Annotated in this window: 18 protein-coding genes; 14 read left to right on the top strand and 4 right to left on the bottom strand. The window is 44.3% G+C overall.

Going from position 1 to position 19,545, the window contains the following annotated elements; genetic code table 11:
* Together VMW01_03830 and pruA are read right to left on the bottom strand one after the other, a co-directional pair.
* Positions 1-343 (bottom strand): aldehyde dehydrogenase family protein (locus tag VMW01_03830; GenBank protein ID HUW05370.1); only part of this gene is annotated, 343 nt, incomplete at its 3' end.
* Between the two features lie 86 nt (positions 344-429).
* The gene (gene pruA, locus VMW01_03825; GenBank protein HUW05369.1) at positions 430-2,061 is read right to left on the bottom strand and encodes an L-glutamate gamma-semialdehyde dehydrogenase; all 1,632 of its coding nucleotides are present in this window, start codon (positions 2,059-2,061) and stop codon (positions 430-432) included.
* Between the two features lie 193 nt (positions 2,062-2,254).
* Between pruA and VMW01_03820 the strand changes: the two genes are divergently transcribed.
* The 7 genes from VMW01_03820 to VMW01_03790 all read left to right on the top strand — a co-directional run bounded on the left by VMW01_03820 (position 2,255) and on the right by VMW01_03790 (position 8,444).
* Complete coding sequence (locus VMW01_03820; protein HUW05368.1) at positions 2,255-2,536, top strand: pyrimidine/purine nucleoside phosphorylase; 282 nt, start codon at positions 2,255-2,257, stop codon at positions 2,534-2,536.
* 71 nt (positions 2,537-2,607) lie between these two features.
* Entirely contained in the window at positions 2,608-2,985 is a 378-nt protein-coding gene (locus VMW01_03815; protein HUW05367.1) for a LysR family transcriptional regulator, read from the top strand.
* Complete coding sequence (locus tag VMW01_03810) at positions 2,986-3,762, top strand: hypothetical protein (protein HUW05366.1); 777 nt, start codon at positions 2,986-2,988, stop codon at positions 3,760-3,762. It begins immediately after the preceding gene.
* Entirely contained in the window at positions 3,704-4,252 is a 549-nt protein-coding gene (locus tag VMW01_03805; GenBank protein ID HUW05365.1) for a hypothetical protein, read from the top strand. Before VMW01_03810 ends, VMW01_03805 begins: the two co-directional genes overlap by 59 nt.
* 48 nt (positions 4,253-4,300) lie before the next feature.
* Positions 4,301-5,200 carry a hypothetical protein gene (locus tag VMW01_03800; protein HUW05364.1) on the top strand — a complete coding sequence of 300 codons (900 nt, stop codon included), beginning with the start codon at positions 4,301-4,303 and terminating at the stop codon, positions 5,198-5,200.
* Between the two features lies 1 nt (position 5,201).
* Positions 5,202-7,277, top strand: a complete 2,076-nt coding sequence (locus VMW01_03795) for a TonB-dependent receptor (GenBank protein ID HUW05363.1) — start codon at positions 5,202-5,204, stop codon at positions 7,275-7,277.
* Between the two features lie 117 nt (positions 7,278-7,394).
* Positions 7,395-8,444: a T9SS type A sorting domain-containing protein gene (locus VMW01_03790; protein HUW05362.1), complete on the top strand. Its 1,050-nt coding sequence runs from the start codon at positions 7,395-7,397 to the stop codon at positions 8,442-8,444.
* Positions 8,445-8,566: 122 nt separating this feature from the next.
* On the opposite strand, the gene brnQ is transcribed toward VMW01_03790, so the two are convergent.
* Entirely contained in the window at positions 8,567-9,862 is a 1,296-nt protein-coding gene (gene brnQ / locus VMW01_03785) for a branched-chain amino acid transport system II carrier protein (protein ID HUW05361.1), read from the bottom strand.
* Between the two features lie 413 nt (positions 9,863-10,275).
* Here brnQ and VMW01_03780 point away from each other — a divergent pair, with 413 nt between their 5' ends.
* The 6 genes from VMW01_03780 (at position 10,276) to VMW01_03755 (ending at position 15,215) form a co-directional block, all read left to right on the top strand.
* A complete protein-coding gene (locus VMW01_03780) occupies positions 10,276-11,178 on the top strand; it encodes a sugar phosphate nucleotidyltransferase (protein ID HUW05360.1) in 903 nt (300 codons plus the stop codon).
* 25 nt (positions 11,179-11,203) lie between these two features.
* Positions 11,204-12,265, top strand: coding sequence for an aldose epimerase family protein (locus VMW01_03775; GenBank protein HUW05359.1), 1,062 nt, complete (start codon positions 11,204-11,206; stop codon positions 12,263-12,265).
* Positions 12,266-12,344: 79 nt separating this feature from the next.
* Positions 12,345-12,626, top strand: a complete 282-nt coding sequence (locus VMW01_03770; protein HUW05358.1) for a LysO family transporter — start codon at positions 12,345-12,347, stop codon at positions 12,624-12,626.
* Positions 12,623-13,222 carry a lysine exporter LysO family protein gene (locus tag VMW01_03765; GenBank protein ID HUW05357.1) on the top strand — a complete coding sequence of 200 codons (600 nt, stop codon included), beginning with the start codon at positions 12,623-12,625 and terminating at the stop codon, positions 13,220-13,222. The genes VMW01_03770 and VMW01_03765 overlap by 4 nt, the downstream gene beginning before the upstream one ends.
* Positions 13,223-13,390: 168 nt before the next feature.
* Positions 13,391-13,837 (top strand): cold shock domain-containing protein, encoded by a 447-nt coding sequence (locus VMW01_03760; GenBank protein ID HUW05356.1) that lies wholly within the window; start codon positions 13,391-13,393, stop codon positions 13,835-13,837.
* 619 nt (positions 13,838-14,456) lie between these two features.
* Positions 14,457-15,215, top strand: a complete 759-nt coding sequence (locus tag VMW01_03755) for a GNAT family N-acetyltransferase (protein HUW05355.1) — start codon at positions 14,457-14,459, stop codon at positions 15,213-15,215.
* Positions 15,216-15,243: 28 nt separating this feature from the next.
* Here VMW01_03755 and VMW01_03750 read toward each other — a convergent pair whose 3' ends face one another.
* Positions 15,244-16,533 (bottom strand): MFS transporter, encoded by a 1,290-nt coding sequence (locus VMW01_03750; protein HUW05354.1) that lies wholly within the window; start codon positions 16,531-16,533, stop codon positions 15,244-15,246.
* Positions 16,534-16,712: 179 nt separating this feature from the next.
* On the opposite strand from VMW01_03750, the gene VMW01_03745 reads away from it, so the two are divergent.
* A partial coding sequence (locus VMW01_03745) for a triple tyrosine motif-containing protein (GenBank protein HUW05353.1) occupies positions 16,713-19,545 on the top strand: 2,833 nt, incomplete at its 3' end.

The following is a 19,545-nucleotide window of genomic DNA, read 5'->3' as shown; positions in this document are numbered from 1 at the left end:
GCACTTCACCCATTCCTTCTTGGAATATTTTTCCCATTTCAAGGGAAACAATATATCCAAGCTCTTCCTTCTTCTCTCGTAGAGCAAGCCCAATTTGGCGTACTACCTCTCCGCGAAGTGGTGCCGGAACTGTTTTCCATGTTTTGAAAGCCTCTTCTGCTTTTCTTACCACCATTTCATAATCGGCAGCTGAGGCATTCTTAATGGTTGCTATATGCTTCCCATCGATGGGCGAGTGCGACTCGTTAATGTCACCAGATGCTGTCATCCACTTGGTTCCTACTGAAAGGCCAGAGTTTTCTGATGCAATTCCAAGTGAGGTGAGAATTTTTGAGTGATTCATGTAAGTTGGTTATTGTTAGTTGATATGGGGATTAGTATTAAAAAAACAGAAGGCGCTAGGATTACCCGTTGCCTTCCGATGCTAGTTTATGCCTCTTCTAAAAAGGGGTATTTGTAGTCCGTTGCCGGTAACAAGGTTTCCTTGATTGCTCTTGGATTGGTCCAGCGAATGAGGTTGAGGCTGCTTCCAGCCTTGTCGTTGGTTCCTGAGCCACGTGCGCCACCGAATGGCTGCTGCCCAACAACTGCACCGGTCGGCTTATCGTTGATGTAGAAGTTGCCAGCTGCGTAGCGAAGCTTTTCGTAGGCCTGAATTATAACCTGACGATCGCGTGCAAAAATGGCACCCGTTAGGGCATAGGGGCTTGTGGTGTCGACTAGATCAAGCGTCTCCTCGAATTTAGCATCCTCATAAACGTAAACCGTGAGAACTGGTCCAAAGATCTCCTCCTCCATGGTTACAAAGTGAGGATTATACGCCAGAATAACGGTTGGTTCAATGTAGTAACCCTTCGATTTGTCGCCCTGTCCACCAAAGACTATTTCTGCATCCTTCGTGTTTTTAACCTTATCAACGTAGCCCATAATGTTGTCGAAGGAGGCTTCGTCTATCACGGCATTCACAAAGTGGGTAAAGTTGTTTACATCGCCCATCTTGATTTCAGCCAGCGATTTCCCCATTTTTTCTTTAATGGACGGCCATAAACTTTTTGGGATGTATGCCCTCGAAGCGGCTGAGCATTTCTGTCCTTGATACTCAAAGGAACCTCTTACCAATGCGGTAGCCACCTCATCGGTATTGGCAGTGTTGTGAACCAACACGAAATCCTTACCCCCTGTTTCTCCAACAATCTTTGGGTAGTTCTTATACTTCGGAAGGTTTTCAACAATCTGCTTCCAAAAGAAATTAAAGGTGTTGGTCGATCCGGTGAAGTGTATGCCAGCCAAATCCTTGCTTGCAAAAATTCCTTTGCCGATAGTTGAGCCCGGACCTGGAAGGAAGTTGATTACTCCGTCGGGTAAACCTGCCTCCTGAAATATTTTCATGAGGTAATAGTTGGAAAGGATCGAAGTTGTGGCTGGCTTCCAAACCGTTGTGTTACCCATAATTACAGGCGACATGTTGAGGTTTGATGCGATGGCTGTAAAGTTGAAGGGGGAGATGGTGAAAACAAATCCTTCGAGTGGGCGATATTCTGTCCGATTTACAACACCATCAACCGAAATGGGCTGATCCTTATAGATGTTGTTGGCGAAAAATACGTTGAACCGTAGGAAGTCGATTACCTCACAAGCGGAGTCAATCTCTGCCTGATAGGGGTTTTTACTTTGGCCCAACATGGTGGCGGCATTCATCACAAAGCGATACTTTTTTGCAATGAGGTCGGCTGCCTTTAGCGAGATTTGTGCGCGGTCGACCCATGACATCGACGACCAAATTTCTTTTGCTTTCAGCGCTGCCTCAATGGCCATTTCTACCTCTTTTTCGGTAGCCATATGGTAGGTTGCTAGCACATGGCTATGGTCGTGAGGCATTACCACCTTACCAAGTTTACCCGACTTTACCTCTTTTCCACCAATGATTAGAGGTATCTCAATTTGCATGGAGGCTTGGCGTTCTAGCTCCTTTTTTAGGGCAGCACGCTCAGCAGAGCCTGGTGCATACTCTAAAACAGGTTCATTCTGTGGTAACACAAAATCAAAAACTGCATTATTCATATTTCAACTTTTTTTTGATTGTCAAAAGTATAAAAGCGATATGAAAAATAAAACATATCGGTATAATTATTATAAAATGCAGGTAGTTAGAACGATGCGATTGTTAGAAAAAAAACTGCGATTTGTCATAATTATGCCTTTACGATTTCCATATCTTTGCTCGAGAACCTTTATTAACCAATAAGCTAGCGATATGTTTAGTGTCAATGATTACTTCGGTGGCAAAGTGAAGTCTTTGGGGTTTGAATCCACAGAAGGAAAAGCCACCATTGGTGTAATGGCCACCGGTGAGTATGAGTTTGGTACATCCACTGTTGAGCACATGACTGTTACTTCAGGAAGTATGCATGCAATGCTGCCGGGTGAGACAAAATGGAAAACTTATAAAGCATTTGAGACCTTTATCGTCCCTAAGGATGTAAAGTTTAAAGTTAAGGTGGAGGGCGACACCTCTTACCGTTGCCTATATAAATAAAGCAGGCGGCTTATAGCTTCTTGCTTTTTGTATGTAGTTGGATATGAAATATATTGCTTAACGATTGATGCATGGCAGGCGCTCCCGGTTCTAAGTATTTCGACATTTTTCTAGACTACCAAATTGGCTTGGTGGGCAAGGCGAACGTGGAAATATTCGACGAGGAGAGGTTTACGTTGCTTCTGGAGATACAAAAGCAAGGTTCACTGGCCGCTGCGGCGGATGCAATGCACATAAGCTATCGTAAGGCATGGGGATTGCTGCATGATGCAGAGGAGGCTATTGGCTTTTCCCTTGTAGAGAAGCAACGAGGCGGCAAGGAGGGTGGTAGGTCGGATCTCACGGAAGAGGGAAAGAAGTTGATTGAGGCCTACCTTGAGTTGCGCGGTGAGTTCGATAGCGCCATTTACAAAATTACGAAGAAGTTCTTTCATCGACTAAATGAGTAGGTGAAAGAATTAATAATTACAGATTTGGAGATTAGAATGCGCTACTTAATTGGAATTGACGATACCGACAATCTGGAAACCAGAGGCACAGGTTTTAGGGCTCGGCAGTTGGGATATGAACTTATGCAAACAGGATTTGCCAAAGTGCATGGGATTTCTCGTCATCAGCTCTTTTTCGACCCTCGCGTTCCCTATACCTCGCACAACAGTTCCGCCTGTTTGGAGGTGGAGGCATCTCGGGTTGACTATCTGGAACAATACTGCAGCGCTTTTCTAGCTCGAGAGGCTGCTCCAGGCTCGGATGCTGGTTTGTGTATTGCTTCGGCTGACAGCTTGCCAGAAGAGGTGATTCGCTGGGGAACAAGAGCAAAATGCGAGCTGGTTACCCAAGCGGAAGTTTGGAGTATTGCCAAGCGACACAGTATTTTTCTCGCAGCCTTCACCGGCAATTTTGATGGAGCTATTGGCGCCATGGCTGCAGTTGCGCTTCGATATGCTGGAGATGATGGCCGTTTTGTTTGGATGGAGGGAAAAAACTTTCGGGAACTAAGTGGACTCGCCTCCGTAAGCGAGCTTATGCAGTTAATTCCCATTGATGGAGCTGCTGGTGAAGATTTGGTTTTGATTCCAGAGAGTTCTGTAGTAGATTTGGATGGCTGGGTTAGGCCTGTTTTGAAGAATGGGAAAAAAATTATTTTAATCGAAAAATATCAACAAAATGGGGGTATTCGCTATAAATGTGCAAGCAAAGAGCTTGTACGGAAGATCTCGAATTAACCAGATTGCACTTGTCTTGCTCTTCTTTCTTTTTGGGGTTGCAATTACTTTTGTAAGGGCAAATATTAGAGTGCCACTTCACCTCCCTGGAAGGCATGGTATTGAGATCATGTTTCTGTTCACCTTTCTACGGTTGATTATTCCTTACCGTTGGGCTGGAACCATGATGGGTGCTGGTGCTGCTTTTGCCGCATTTTTTCCGGTTTTTGGCTTTCACGATCCCTTTATGCCACTTATGTTTGCAATGCCTGCCGTAGGTTTGGATCTATTTCTTGACAACGTGAAATTGCTGCGTAAGCATATCGTTTTTATAGCGTTGGCAGCAGGATTCTGCTATCTCTCCATCCCCGTCGTTAGGATTTTATTGAGCCTGTTTGGGGTGATTTATGGGTCGTTTGTAGGTGGCGTGTGGTTTCCGCTTTTGAGCCATTTCCTGTTTGGAACCATTGGTGGTTTCCTTGGTGCATCATTTGCTAAAGTTAGAAAGTAGTAATGGGGAGTAGCCGTTGGCATTACTCCCATTTTTATAATTTCCGATATGAAAATAAATGCCTTTCGAACAATTGGACTGCTGCTTGGAGTGGCTTCCTCATTTTTAATGTCATGCTCGTGTGAACGAACAAGCGACAATGGGGCAAACCCTACGGTGACGATTACAAATCTCACAGCTGGAGGTGATACTGCATTAGCGCCAGGGCAATCCATTACATTTGAGCTTGCATGCAGCTGGAATGGTAGCGACGCACTTACAAACTTAATTGTCTCCAGCAATGGCGTTCGGTTGGTTGACGAGGGATTCTTTAAGCAGACCTATAACAAGGAGGTAATTTTCACCAAGGATACTGCTGAGCAAAATATTTTGATTTTTACTATCCGCGACAAGGGTGGCAGAGCATCGCAGGTGAGTTACACCATCAATAAGGCTGGCGGTAGTGTGGGTGAGGTGCAACGGTTCAATGGAATTACCATTGGTGCGCAGCAAAACACTACGTATGGCTCTTTTATGAATTTGGAAAGCGGTGCAATTTTCACAAAAGATGAGGCTGCTGCTATTCCCGATAAGATTCATCTGCTTTGCTACTTCGACACCATCGATGCAGATGCTATGGTAATTGCCTCCCCCGGTTCAAATGTGGATGCTTCAGTTTATGGAGATGGAGGTCCAACGGATTGGACTATTCGCAACACCGCACGATTCCTTCTCATATCCATTTCGGCTGACCAGTTTAACGCCTTGGCAAGCGTGGCCGATCTCGTTTCGCTTTATGACGAAAGTGCAGGAAAACGCAAGGCGAAAAACCTTGCGGTCGGTGATATATATTCGTTTAAGCAGGAAGATCTTGGATTATATGGCGTTTTTAGAGTCACAGCGGTAGATGGACAACCGTCTGGTTTGGTTACAGTAGATATGGTTGTTCAAAAAACTGGTAGCAAGTAAGATGGCCTATTTAAAAGCATTACTCGTTTTGGGTTTGGCAATTCCGCTCTTTTGTAATGGGCAGGAGTTGGCGGTGTCCGACTCGTCAATTAGAATGTCTGACTTTATTAACCCCGTCACCGTGGTTTCAACCCAGACGAGCCATAGGGCTGATAGCCTCCCATTTGCTACTTCAACTATTACGAAGACTGAGATTCAAGATTATTCTGCAAGAACTAGTGATGAGCTGCTCAAGTTTATACCTGGTGCCTATATCGATAGAATTTGGGGTGTGTTTTCCAAAAATTCAGGATTGTCGCTTAGGGGACTTGATGGAAACAACCGAGTGCTCATAACCGTGGATGGGATTCCTCTCAATAAATCTTCCTACGGCATGGTGACTTGGAACATGATCTCCCCCGATCAGATTCAATCCATTGAGGTTGTTCGAGGACCAGCTAGTTCCATTTATGGCAACAATGCTATGACTGGTGTGGTAAACTTTACTACCATAAAGCCGCAAAAGCCACTTGAGGGTAATGTTGATTTTGGCTTGGGTGAATTGGGTCTTCGCCAACTCTCGTTTAATGTGGGCAGTAAGTTGGCAAATGGGTTCTACTGGGATGTTTCTCCTTACTATAGAACTGGTGATGGCTATATAATTGACCCAGTGGCAACACGCGATTCTACTTCGTCGAAAGCATATATTCAGGAGCGACGTATTAGTTTTAGAACTGGCGGGGTTTTAAAGTCGGGGTTGACCATTAATGCATCCTACACCTACTACAAGGATAAGCGCGGTTCAGGTAAAAAAATATACCTACCCGATGGCAACTACGATAGCTACGAAGATCAGGCAGCATCTGTAACGTTGTCGGCTAAGCGTGCAGTGTGGAACACTGATATGCACATTTATTATCAACACGAGTATTACAAGAAGCAGAGCGAGAGCATTAATAAGCTTGGCGATACCTACAAGTTGTCCTATACTTTTCAAAATAGTGACGATGCTGGTTTGTGGTTCGGAGCAACCCATGCTCCTACGAAATGGGGCACGATAACTACCGGTGCCGAAGTGCGGTTTGGTCGTATCGATGCGCACGATGTTTACCGAACTTCCACTGACGATATTCTGCGTAGCGGTAATATGATTGCCATTGGTGCCTTTGTTCAGGAGGAGGCTAAGCTGAGTTCGCGTGTTTCCCTCACAGGTGGACTACGGCTCGATGTGGCTGGCTTCTTCGATGGGCGCCTTACTGTTAAAGATCCAACAAAGGCAACCGGTTTTTCCTCCAATAGCAATCAGTATTTTGGCTCTTCGCACTGGCAGGCCGCAAGCCCAAGGGTAGGCATTAAATATTTTCTAACGAAAGTAGTTGGTTTTCAGGCTGCGGTATCAAGCGGTTTTATGCCTGCCAAACTCGACGATCTGTGCAGCTCGCGAAAAATCACCAAAGGTTTTAAAATTGCCAATCCAAACTTAAAGCCGGAAACGTTGAACAATGTGGAGATTGGGATGTCGTTGAAGCCTGTTTCTTCGCTCTATATCGATCTTACTGGTTACTATTCCTACGGCTTGCATTTTCAATATTTTGTTGCTACGGGCGACTCCATCGATACTGGTGGAACGGATGTGAAACCAATTTTGATGCGCGATAATGTTGGTGATGTTGTGGTTAAGGGTTTAGAGGGTAGCATTCGTTGGCAGCCATACACACGATGGATGGTTCGGGTGAGTGCTTCAACCTCTACATCTAAAATTGTAAAGTTTGATTCAAAAATTGCTGCTACTAATCTTAAGGGAATGGCAATTTCTGAAGTGCCCGACTACCTCGCCAGTGCAGGCATAGTTTATAATGGAAAAAGAAACACGCTGGGTATAACCTATAGCTATGTTGGAAGGCAGTGGATTGATGATGTGAATACTCAGAGGCTGGCCGATTACCAAACGGTTGATTTGCATGCAGAGCATTCGCTACCGCTAGGTTTGAAGTTGTGGGCTGATGTTCAAAATCTTTTTAATGCTCAGTTCCTCGATAAGAAGGGGGAGCAGTGTCCCGGTCGGTTTTTTATGGCTGGAATTCGATTTAACTTTTAAAAAAAAACTAAAAATAGAGTAAAGGCAAACAACCGTGCAAGGTTAATTGAAGAGTGTAAAACCTGCAAGGTGGAAGTTTAAAATCATTGAACGATAATTCAAAAACACCAAAAAAACATGAAAAAAGCTTTACTAATTCTTGCTATTACTGCGCTATCAACATCGTTGAGCTGGGCGCAGGATGTAGTTGCAGGCTGGAGTTTTGCAACCAGCTCTGTGTTGGCCGATCAGGGAACCACTGCCAATGTGGGTGTAGCCACCTTGGGAACTGAGTCAGGCAGAACTATTGCTTGGAAGAATGGGTTTACCGACAATGCGGCTCAAACCGTTGGCTGGGATAATGGTGCGGACACCAAGTATTGGTATGTGCAGTTCTCCACACAAGGCTATGGTAACCTCAAAATTTCCTCGAAGCAGCAGTCTGGCGGAACCAATCCTGGACCTCAGGATTTTAAGCTGCAGTACAAGATTGGCGATGGTGACTTTACCGATGTTCCAAGTGCTGCTCTTACAGTGAAGAACGACTGGACAACAGGTGTGTTGGCAAGCGTGGATATTCCTTCAGAGGCGTGGAATGCCTCCGACATGATTACCCTTCGTTGGATTATGACCTCCAATACCAATTCGGCAGGAGGAACGGTTGATGCTGCGGGCATCTCTAAAATTGATGATATTGTGGTTACCGGTGTTGCCATACCAACCTACACACTCAGCTTGAGTCACTCGGGCAACGGAACCATCGACCCTGCTGATGGCGACCACACCTACTATGAGGGTGATGAGGTTACACTCACGGCTACCCCTGATCAGGGATGGGCTTTTGAAAAGTGGGTTGTTAATGGGGCCGACGTTACTACTGCAACTACCCAGGTTACCGTGAGCGCCTCTATTTCTGCCATGGCTTACTTTACCGAGACTACCGGTATCGAGGAGGTTTCTAGTGCGGTTTCAGTTTATCCAAATCCCTCCAAAGGCACCTTCTATTTAAAGAATATGTCTGGGGTGAAAAGTGTTGAAATCTATTCAATTATTGGGAAAATGGTGGCTTCGAAGCAGATCACCTCAGCCAACGACTTCATCTCCACTTCTCTTCCCAAGGGTTGCTACATGATGAAAATAGATAGGGATAACGGGAAATGCGATGTTCGAAAAGTAATTATCAACTGAGGACTACTCTCTCAAAGGTCACTATAAAACGTCCAGCGAATTTTCATTAAGTAAAATTCGCTGGACAATTATTTTATGAGTAGTCTAACTCTATTTTCTAGGGTTAAGATTTACCGTGAACGCTACGCTGCTAGTAGGGTTGCCTTTTTATGAAAGGCAATGTGCATTACCAGTGCAACCAGCAAGGAAGGAATTAGCCAACCAACCTTATAGTTCGCAAGTGGAAAAGAGTTTAGTAGGTCAACTGCTGAGTTAACTGGAACATGAAAGCTGGCAAGCATCTCCGGAATACTGAGCAGTAAGGCTGTATGCACTGCTCCTCTATAGAAGTGCTTCGATAAGCCAAGTTTGTCGAATAATCCGCAAATGATGAGCATTATTACGGGTGGGTATACTAGCCTTAGTATTGGTTCCGATATTGCTATAATCTCCTTTACTCCTAGGTTGGCAATGAGCAGGCTGACAAGGCTAATTGCTACCACCGTAACTTTGTAATTAATTTTCCCCTTCGAAATGTGTTGAAAATATGCACCTGCAGTGGCCGTAAGACCCACTGCAGTGGTAAAGCATGCAAATACGACTGCTACGGCCATAATTATTGTACCACTTGAACCTAAAATGCGATTTACAATGCATACAAATAGTGAGGTTCTGGTGATATCGTCTGGGAAGAGGGCGCTGGCATTGGAGCCAATGGCAATAAGTCCCCCATAAACAATGGCAATTATTCCCAAGGCGATGGCCCCAGCTTTAATGGTCATCATAACCTGCGAAGATATTTTGGTATACCCTTTTGCAGTTAAGGTGTTCAGAATTATTCTAGCAAATATAACGGCCGCAAGCGCATCCACTGTTTGGTATCCTTCGGTAAATCCAAGACCAAAGGTGTTGGGCACTTTGGCGTGTGAGGCAGTACCAATTGGGTAGATTATGCCTGCAACTATAATCACCAATAACGTTATAAGCAGAACTGGGGTCAACAACTTTCCAATCTTATCCACTACACCCTTTTGATCGAAAACAAAGAATATGGTAGCAATAAAGAATATGGTGGTTACTACCCACATGGTGCTGGAAGGGAAAAGCGATTCTATGCCCATTTCGTATGAAACAGCACCGGCTCGAGGAATTGCAAGTAGTGGGCCGAGTGCCAACATGATTGTGGTGCCAAGGATTTTAGAGTAGCGCGGGCCAACCTTGTTACCAAGAGCGGTGAATCCACCTCCAATCATGGCTACGGCAACTATTCCCATGAGTGATAGTCCAACGTCGGACATCATGAAGCCTAGCGCGCCCGATAACCAACTTTCCCCTGCTCTAAAACCCAGCATTGGAGGGAAGATCAGATTTCCTGCTCCAAAAAACATGGCGAATAGCGCGAGCCCAATTATGAAAGTGTCTTTTGTTGCCTTCTTCATAAATCTTATAATGGTTGATTTGCCTACAATTAAGAGTTCAAAGTTCCCAGTTTTCGGGGCTCAAAAGTATTATTTTTTACCAACTGAGAGTAAAAGTTCAACAAATTTACAGCCTTTGCCCATTTTTTTTGTCTCTCTCAATCGTTTTCTTGTTAATGTTTTGGAAATGCATCTGTAGGTATCCTTTGCTTTAAAGTAATTGAGTAACCATCTTGTTGAAAGAATTGCTAATTTTCTCCGTCGAAATGTAAATTTGTTTCGATGGCCAAAACAACCACTATCAATTGTATGAAAATGTATATTGATGGTGGCGCGAGGTTCTTTTTGTAAAAGTCCACTGACGATTAATTTCGACATTGGCAAACGAGCATGTTTTAAAAAATAGTAAGGTTATAAACATTAAATTGAGTTGTATGAAGCCAACATTGGTGGTTTTAGCCGCTGGCATGGGAAGCCGGTATGGCGGGTTGAAGCAGGTTGATGGGCTAGGTCCTAATGGCGAAACCATTATCGATTATTCAGTTTACGATGCCATGCGAGCCGGCTTTGGCAAGGTGGTGTTTATTATTCGAAAGAGTATTGAGGCCGATTTTATGGCCGCTTTTGGAAATCGTTTTTCAGATAAAATTGAGGTGAAGCTCGTGTTTCAGGAACTGGATTTGTTGCCAAAGGGATTTATGTGTCCTGCTGACCGAGTTAAACCTTGGGGTACAGGCCATGCCGTATGGGCAGCCAAGGATGTTGTTAGCGAGCCTTTTGCCGTAATTAATGCCGATGATTTCTATGGACGCCAATCGTTTGCCCAACTGGCCGATGCTTTAACGCACGGGAAAGCGGAAGGACAAGCCTATATGGTTGGCTACAAGCTGAGGAAAACGCTCTCCGAGGAGGGAACTGTTTCGCGTGGGGTGTGTAAGGTCGATGCCAACTCGCTGCTGGTAGATGTGGTAGAGCATACCAAAATCGGTAGCGATGGCAATTCCATATTTAATACCGAAGATGACGGGTCTAAGAAAATACTTTCAGGTGATGCCTCTGTTTCCATGAATTGCTGGGGTTTTACACCTGACTTCTTCGACCACGCTGAGCGCATGTTGAAGGAGTTTTTAACCGATAATATTGCAAGCCCAAAGGCTGAGTTTTATATTCCGTTGGTAGTTAATCGTCTGCTGTCCCAAGGTAAAGCAACCTGCAAGGTAATCCCTACCGACTCAGACTGGTTTGGTGTGACCTATGCTGGTGACAAGCCAATCGTGATGGCTCAGCTCAAGGTGTTGGTTGAGAAGGGGGAGTATCCGTCCCCACTCTGGAAGTAAGAAGCGTTCACTTAATACCAAATTGATGATGCATAAGAAGGTTGAACATTGGGGCAAAGTTTCCTCTGGTGAAGAGGTACAGCTGGTTACTTTGACAAATAGTAGCGGGGCTTCGGTGGCGTTTTCAAACTATGGCGCTCGTGTTGTTTCCGTGAAAGTTCCCGATAACAAGGGGGATATTTCTGAAGTAGTGCTTGGTTACTCATCGCTCGAAGGTTACCTGAAAGGGGTGGAGTGGTTTGGATGTATCGTTGGTCGCTATGCCAACCGCATTGGTGGCTCCCGCTTTTCACTCAATGGAAAAACCTACCAGCTGCAACCTAATGAGGGAGACAATCACCTGCATAGCGCCGATGTTGGATTTAGCCATCGGCCATGGAAGTTGATTCAAGGTGAGGGCGGCAACAATGGTGTGGTGTTTAAAATTGTGAGCCCCGATGGTGAAGGTGGATATCCAGGCGGGGTAGAAGTAACAGTTAATTATGCTTGGAGTGAGACCAATGTTCTTTCAATGCAATTCCATGCTATCACCGATACACCAACTGTGCTTAACCTCACTCACCATAGCTACTTTAACCTTGGTGGGGAGGATAGCGGCTCCATTGAAAATCATTTGCTTCAGGTGGAAGCCAAGCAATATCTAGAAACCGATAAACATCAAATTCCTACCGGAAAACTAATCCCGGTCACTGGAACAGTAATGGATTTCTCCCAGCTGCAATGGCTCAAGCCGGGATTGGAAAGCATTTACCCCGACATACTTATTGGCAATGGCTACGACCACTGCTGGGTAGTTGATGCCCCTCAAGGACAAATAAACAAGGTGGCGCTGGTTAAGCATCCTAGCAATGGCAGAACCATGGAGGTTCGGTCGACGCTTCCTGGCGTGCAGGTGTATACCGGCAATGGCCTTGATAGCCTTGTTCCAGGAAGAGCTGGCCGAATGTATGTTCACCGCGATGCCATCTGCATTGAGCCTCAACTTTTCCCGGATGCTCCAAACCACCACGAATTTCCTTCCACTGTGATTACACCTGCTGCGCCATTTGAGCATAGCATTGAGTATGCCTTCACTGTGGGAAAATAGTGGGTTATTAGACACGTTTGGTTGGATAATTTATTTGTATTAGAGCGATGTTTTTACATTTTATAAATGGTTGCAGAAGATGATTACAGTGATTCTCATAATGCTTTTAGGAATTGTGGTTGGAGTTTGGCTTCGCACAAAGCCGAAGCTAGTGCTGCTAAATGATAGGCTCACCACCTATGCCATCTACCTGCTTCTGCTTTTACTGGGTATTTCTATCGGTTCTAATAAAACCATTGTTTCAAATTTGCCAATACTTGGAGTAAAGGCGTTTTTGATTACATTGGGCGCAGTATTTGGTAGCGTCCTATTGGCCTTTGTTACCTACCGTGTTTTTTTCAAGCCGAAGGAGAAGGTATGAAAGGAAGCTTGATTATCCTTTCCTTTTTTGCAGTGGGAGTGCTGTTTGGCTATGTGCATTGGCTTCCTGCTTGGCTGCTACATGGTAATTTTACCGAGTATGCTCTGTACCTGCTGATGTTTCTTGTAGGAATTGGCATTGGCTCTGACCCGCGATCCCTTCAAACGATTCGGAGCATGAATCTAACGGTGCTACTAGTACCGCTAACTACCATAGTAGGTACGCTAATTGGCGTGAGCTGTGTGTCGTTGCTCATTTCCGATATTTCATTGAAGGACGTTGCAGCCATTGGTTCGGGGTTTGGTTACTATAGCCTTTCAAGCATTTACATTACCGAAATTCGGGGGGGAACGCTTGGGGTAGTCGCCCTTCTCTCCAACGTAATGCGCGAAATAATCACCTTGCTCTTTACACCCATTTTTGCTCGCTATTTTGGTAAGTTGGCTCCAATTGCCTGTGGAGGTGCAACATCCATGGATACTACCCTTCCTATTATTACCCAATATGTTGGAAAGGACTATGCGGTGATTAGCCTTTTAAATGGTACCATACTCACGGTGCTCGTTCCATTTTTGGTTACCTTTATTTTGGTTTAGACTTCTTTGCGTAACCTTTTTTTGGTCGCTGTATACCTTTGAATCTTAATTTGATGCTGAAAATTCATGAATTAACCGTATCTTTGTGCTGAATTTGGAGGCTGTGTTGGCTGGTAAAGGCAGCATGGCTTTTGATAGTAATACTAATTATAATAAGAAAGGAGCATTATGGGGAGGCCAAGGGAAACCTCGAATAAAAAACAAGTAAGGACAAACAAGGAGAAGAAGAGAAAAGAGAAGGAACTGAAGCGGATTGAACGCAAGGAAAGCGGGACCAATAATTTTGATGACATGATTGCTTATGTGGATGAGAATGGAATGCTTACCTCCACCCGACCTGATCCCATGAATAAGCAGGAGATTGAAATTGAGAGCATTGAGATTGGAATTCCTCGTTCTACCAATGAGCCAGTTGATATAGTTCGTCACGGCGTGGTTTCGTTCTTCAACGACTCCAAGGGTTTTGGTTTTATCAAGGATCTTGATACCCAGGAAAGTATATTTGTGCACATTAATGGACTGCTTGAGTCGATCAAGGAGAATAACAGAGTTACTTTTGAGGTGGAGAAGGGTCAGCGTGGATTAATTGCCGTAAAGGTAAAGATCGATAAGTAGCCTCTTCCATATCGAACCCCTTCCAGCGAAGTGTAAAACTTCCTTGTTTATGGTGTTTCCTAAATAGTTAAACGCATGGGGTAATTCAGGGCTTAAGGGTAAGTCTATTTTAGTGCAACACCCTTAACCTTTTTTCACCACACCATTCCTACCCATATAATTTCTACGTCGGATATTTTCGATGAATCCTGATTTTCTCAAGGAAAGTTTGAAGGATTCTCTTTTGTAAATGGCTGCCATGGTCATGGCCGTTATTAGCTATTCCAAATCTAAACCACAATCTTGTCGCCCTATTGGGAATTTGCTGAGGTGCTTAGTGGAAATGTCTATATGAGTTAAGTGTTCGTAATATAGACTATCCAAAACTGAGAGGTGCAACACCTTGCATCTCTACCAAAGGTCGAATTTGTTAATCAACCAAGGTGTGATCTGTGCCTCGACTCCTTTGAATTATTCTAACTCCATGTTGATTCCCGAATCACTCACGTTTCACTTCTGACATTTTAATTTCGGTGCATGCCTGTTTTAATGCTGCAGAACTAAATTAATTGTGAAAAATAATTTGCGATTATCTCATTATAGCAGTAAATTTTGACCTGCAAAAACAGGTAATCTAGTAATGTTTGAACTTCCTGCACAGAAGGCTGAGGAGCTAAAGGCTAAGCTGATAATCAATCCTTCATTTGAAATGCTTAGGCAGGTTGAAGGTTGGCTGAGGGATGAGTATGAGAATTCCTGTTCCGGCTTCTATCCTAGCTGGGACATTATTCGGCATCGGTTCGATAACGGGCAAGTTATCCTGCTGCTTGCGAAGGGACGTGCCGCTGGATTTATCTGCTGGTATGGTACTTCCGCGGTAAAGTTTATTGATTTTGTTGAGATAATGCCGCAAGTGCGTCGACGAGGTTTAGGACGACTTATGGTGGAGGAGTGCATGGACGTGTTTAGAGAATCGGGATGTGTTGTTGTAAGTCTAGAATGCCCATTTTTTGCCTCGCTACCATTTTGGCGTAGTTTGAATTTTATTCCAAACACGGCAGGTATTTCTTGTGTCAATCAAAGAATGTTCAAGGTGTTAACAACCTCCTTGGAGTTGTTCGGTTTAAAATCAACCGATAGCCCTGTGGTGGAGCTGTGGAATAATCCGCCTGATGATACAGGAAACACGGAGGCCACTTGGAAATGGCGAATCCAGCTTGAAAATGGTTCCCGTAGGTTGGTTACTCCTGTTATTTATCCCTGTCTGCCTGATTGGAGATTAAGAGTCAGAGTGGGATCGAAGATTTTTGTCGACACTGCGGTTAAGCATTTCAGTATGAATCAGGTTTACTTCGATGGTTTTTTAATCATCGAGAGACTAGATATTGAACACCAATAACCTTTCAGGAACTTCTCAAAAACCTCGTTTACACTGGGTTCCTTTTCACGTGCCTGTTAAATAGTAGTAGCCCGATGATGGAGGCCATTCCTATAAGTACAAATATTCCCCAGAATGCGAATGAATTATTATCTTTTTCTACTAATGCGTGGTAGAGAACGGCTCCAAGAATTCCTCCAATTCCACTACCAATAACGCCGTAAAGGAATGAGTAGCCAAGGTAGAGTGCCTTCTTGTCGGGTGGTGCAATAAGCCCAACGTAGGAGATAAATTTTGGGTGGGCCGTCATTTCGCCAATGGAGAAAACAAATAAACCTAGAATAAATACCCACACATTGGATGATACCGCCAGCATGGCAATTCCTAAGGTGCCAAAGCACATTCCAACTACCATGGTAGGTAGCGCTTTAAACTTGTTGACAATTTTGGAAACTATCAGTTGAAGCCCAATAATGGTTGCTGCATTGATAACCGTTACATGTTCAGCATCAAAATGCCAGGATGGGTTTGCATAGAAGTGTCCGAGAAAACTGTTAACGGCACTGTCTACTGGAGCAGTGTTGATGTGTTCTTTTAAAAACCAGAGGACCGAATCGAACATTTGAAAGTAAAGAATCCAGAAGCCGCTGTATATTACAATCATGGAGATAAAGCGGATGTCTTTGAGTACAAGGACGGCCTCCTTCAACACCACGGGGATAGATTTGCTGCTCTTGGGTCGGGATGGTTCTTTGAAAACAAATAGGTTGAGGAGTAGTAGCCAACCAGTTCCAATTGATGCCATTATGAATATATAGCTCCAGGAGATACTTTTCAGATAGGGGATTAGCAGTAGCGGAACTAGAAATGCCCCTAGGTTGATGGACCAGTAGTATATCCCAAATCCAAGGGAAGAGTTACTTTCGTTGGTTTCGCGAGCAATTGTTCCCGAAATTATGGGCTTGAAAAAGCCAGCACCTACGGCCATTAGCACCAAACTAATGAACACGGTGCTGTATGATGTCATCTGGCTAGTGAGGAAGTAACCCGTGCTCATTACGGCAAAGGCAAAGAAGAGCGTTTTTCGATAGCCGTATCGGTCAGCAACTGCGCCAGCTAAAATGGGGAGGAAGTAGAGCAGCGGCGTAATGGTGCTTTTGATAACGCCCACACCCTCTTTGCTAAAGCCAAGCCCGCCATCCTTAGTGCTTAAAACAAGATAAACTGACAGTACAGACATTACTCCATAGTAAGATCCTCTCTCGGAAAACTCCATGAGAATTACGGTCCAGTAATTTCGGCTAAAGCCCTTTTTCGCGGGTTGCGTATTTGAATCCATCTCCATTTCTTGTTTTGTGGTGTGCAAAGATTGAATTTTTGACCGGATTTCAAAGGAAAGGATTAACCAATTATTCCTTGATCTGTTAAGTTTATTGTTCGGGTGTAAAAGTTTTGCAATAAATGTTCCATAGAGTATTATTTTGCAGTAATTTGCCTAATCATATTACCAGAATTGCTATGAAGGGACTTCGTTTAATTATTGGGGGATTGAGCATGGCAGTTACCCTGTTGTGGAGCCTGCCAGCCAATGCTCAGCCGGGTTTACCTTTTATTACCCATTACAAGCTTCCAGGTTCCATGAGTACCCAGACTTGGGCCATTGAGCAGGGTAAAAATGATTTGGTTTACTTCCTCAACCGAAAGGGTGTCTTTTCTTTTGATGGTTATGAGTGGGAAAATCTCCAGGTGGAGGGTCGTCCATTGGCCATGGCCTTTCATGATAAATTATTTGTAAGCACTGACCAAGGTGTTGTTTCATTTGAGCGCGACAGAAAGGGTGAATTCGTTCAAAAGGAGGTTAAGGACACCATTTACGACTACTACCATAAGCTGGTAACCGTAGGGAATACGCTCTACGCCATAGGAACACAGAATGTGTGTAAGTTGATTGGCGGTGAGTCGCCGTTTCTGCAGAACGTTTATGCTGAAACCGATAGCACGCATTTTATTACCGATGCTTTCAATTTGAAGGATGAGCTCTATATAGTCCAAAATAAAATTCAGGTTTTTTTAATTCGAAATGGGCGTGCAGTTCCTATCAAACTTTCTTTGCCTGAGGGAACTGAAATAAGTTTCACGTTTGGGAATGGAGCTGATCTTTATTTGGGGCTGTCTAACAACTCCATTTACCGGTTTAACGGTAAAGATCTTTCCCCTTTTGTGATTAAGGATCAAGCCTATCTTGATGCCAGCTACGTAAATGGTGGGATAGTGGTTGATAAGTCGAGAATTGCCTTCGCTACACTGCTGGGTGGCTGTGTGGTGGTAGATTCAAAAAATGGAGAAACCTTGGCCTTGGTAAATTACAGGGCAGGACTTCCCGACGATGAGGTATACTCTCTGGGTGTCGATCATTACTCCGGCCTCTGGCTAGCACATGGTATGGGAATATCTCGAATAGACTTCAGCATTCCTGTAACCTCCTACGAACACTACCCAGGATTGAGTGGTAATGTGCTTTCGGTTGTTGATTTTCAAAAACACCTCTATGTGGGAACCAGTGAGGGTTTGTATCTTTTGGATGAGGTGAAAGGTTACAGGGAGGTTGAGGTAAACGTAAAGGAGAGGGTTGCGCAGCGTCAAGAAAAAGTTGCTGGATCAGAGTCTAAAGCGAACGAAGCAACAGTTAATGAGCACGAAAAGAAGAGGAAAAGTTTCTTTTCCCGTCTTTTTGATAAAATTTCTGGTAGTAAAGGATCTGAGGAGAAAACAGAGGTAGCCGCAAACAAACAGTTAGCTCAACCTTCGCATGAGTATATGATGCGGAAAAAGAAGGTGCTTGCTTTACAGTCGGTTGGCTATGCCTATCGGAAAATCGCCAATTTGGAAGGGAAGTGTCGACAGCTGGTGGTGTTCAATAATGAACTCTTGGTAGTTAGCAGTAGGGGCGTATATTCTGTTACGGGCGACAAGGCAAAAGCAATCATTGTTGGAAAGTATACCCTCTTTGCACTTCCGTCGGGTTTTAATAAGGAAATGGTATGGATTGGCACCGAGAAAGGGCTTGAGGAGATAACTAAAAACGATGGTGGCTGGACCACCACCACAATATTCCCAACCGAAAATGACTTGCCTATTTCAGTTGCTGAGTTGTCTGCTAAGGAGTTGCTCCTCACAACCGAATCGACGGTTATAAAATTAACTCTCAATGGAGCAAGTGTTGCCAGTTCTGCGGCAGTGAGTGCCAAGGGAGGCGCCTTTGATTCTCCGGTAGCAAGAACCATTATGGGTAGACCCATGGTTATTACGGCGAATCGCGTTTACCTATACGATAAAAACTCAAATACGCTCTCCGACGACAGCTTGCAGTTTGCAAGCCCTGACATCAAAGTTCTTTTTACGCAAGGTAAGGTAACCTGGCTGCGGCTTAAGGGCGAGTGGAAATGCTACTCCCCCCGCGGCCCCATTGAAAATCCTAACCTACCATTCCTTGCCTTGTTCGACAAGATTAATGACATTTTTCTCACCACCGGGAATACTCTTTATTTGGTGAATGGATATAACGAGATATTGCGCATTGTAAATCCCGAAAAGCCGATTGACCCAGTTGGATTTTCGTTGTTGGTTAAAAAGGTGAAGGATGGTAACGGCGACCTTCTAAATCTTGATAATATTGATCTCAATTACTCCAATAACGCCTTGCGCATAACCATTGCGGCCCCTTCGTTTATGAAGGAGAAGTCGGCAGAGTTCCAATACCAAATTGAAGGGATGATGAACCACTGGTCGGAGTGGAGCCGAACACCGGTGCTTGAGTTTCCTTTCTTTCCTTCAGGCCACTACAAATTGAAAATCAGAGCTCGTGATGTGCTGGGACGCCAGAGCAAGGAATACACCCTCAACTTTAAGGTTAGACCTCCTTTTTGGAAATCAATATGGTTTATATCGCTCTCTACCATTTTGCTCCTTTTCGTTTTAGTAATATTTATAAGAGTTAGGGAGCGAAACCTCATTCGCGATAAAATTGTGCTAGAGCAGAAGGTGCGGATGCGCACCCAAACCATTGAGGAGCAGCGCTTGGAGATGGAGAATCAGCGCGATGCCCTTGCCCAGCAAAATGAGGAGATTATGCTGCAGAAGGAGGAGATCGAAGCGCAGCGTGATGAGATTGAGAATCAGCGTGACCAGATTGTTAAGCAAAACGAAAATATTACCAAAAGCATCGAATACGCCAAGCGTATACAAACGGCAGCCATGCCTTCTACGGAGCTAGTGGAAGCTATTCTGCCTGAGCACTTCATACTCTTCAAGCCTCGCGACATCGTTAGCGGTGATTTCTATTGGACGGTTA

Origin of the sequence: Williamwhitmania sp. (assembly GCA_035529935.1) — a bacterium.
In the GTDB taxonomy this organism is placed as follows: Bacteria; Bacteroidota; Bacteroidia; order Bacteroidales; family Williamwhitmaniaceae; genus Williamwhitmania.
The sequence above is the reverse complement of the archived record's forward strand: the minus strand, read 5'-3'. Positions and strand labels throughout refer to the sequence as shown.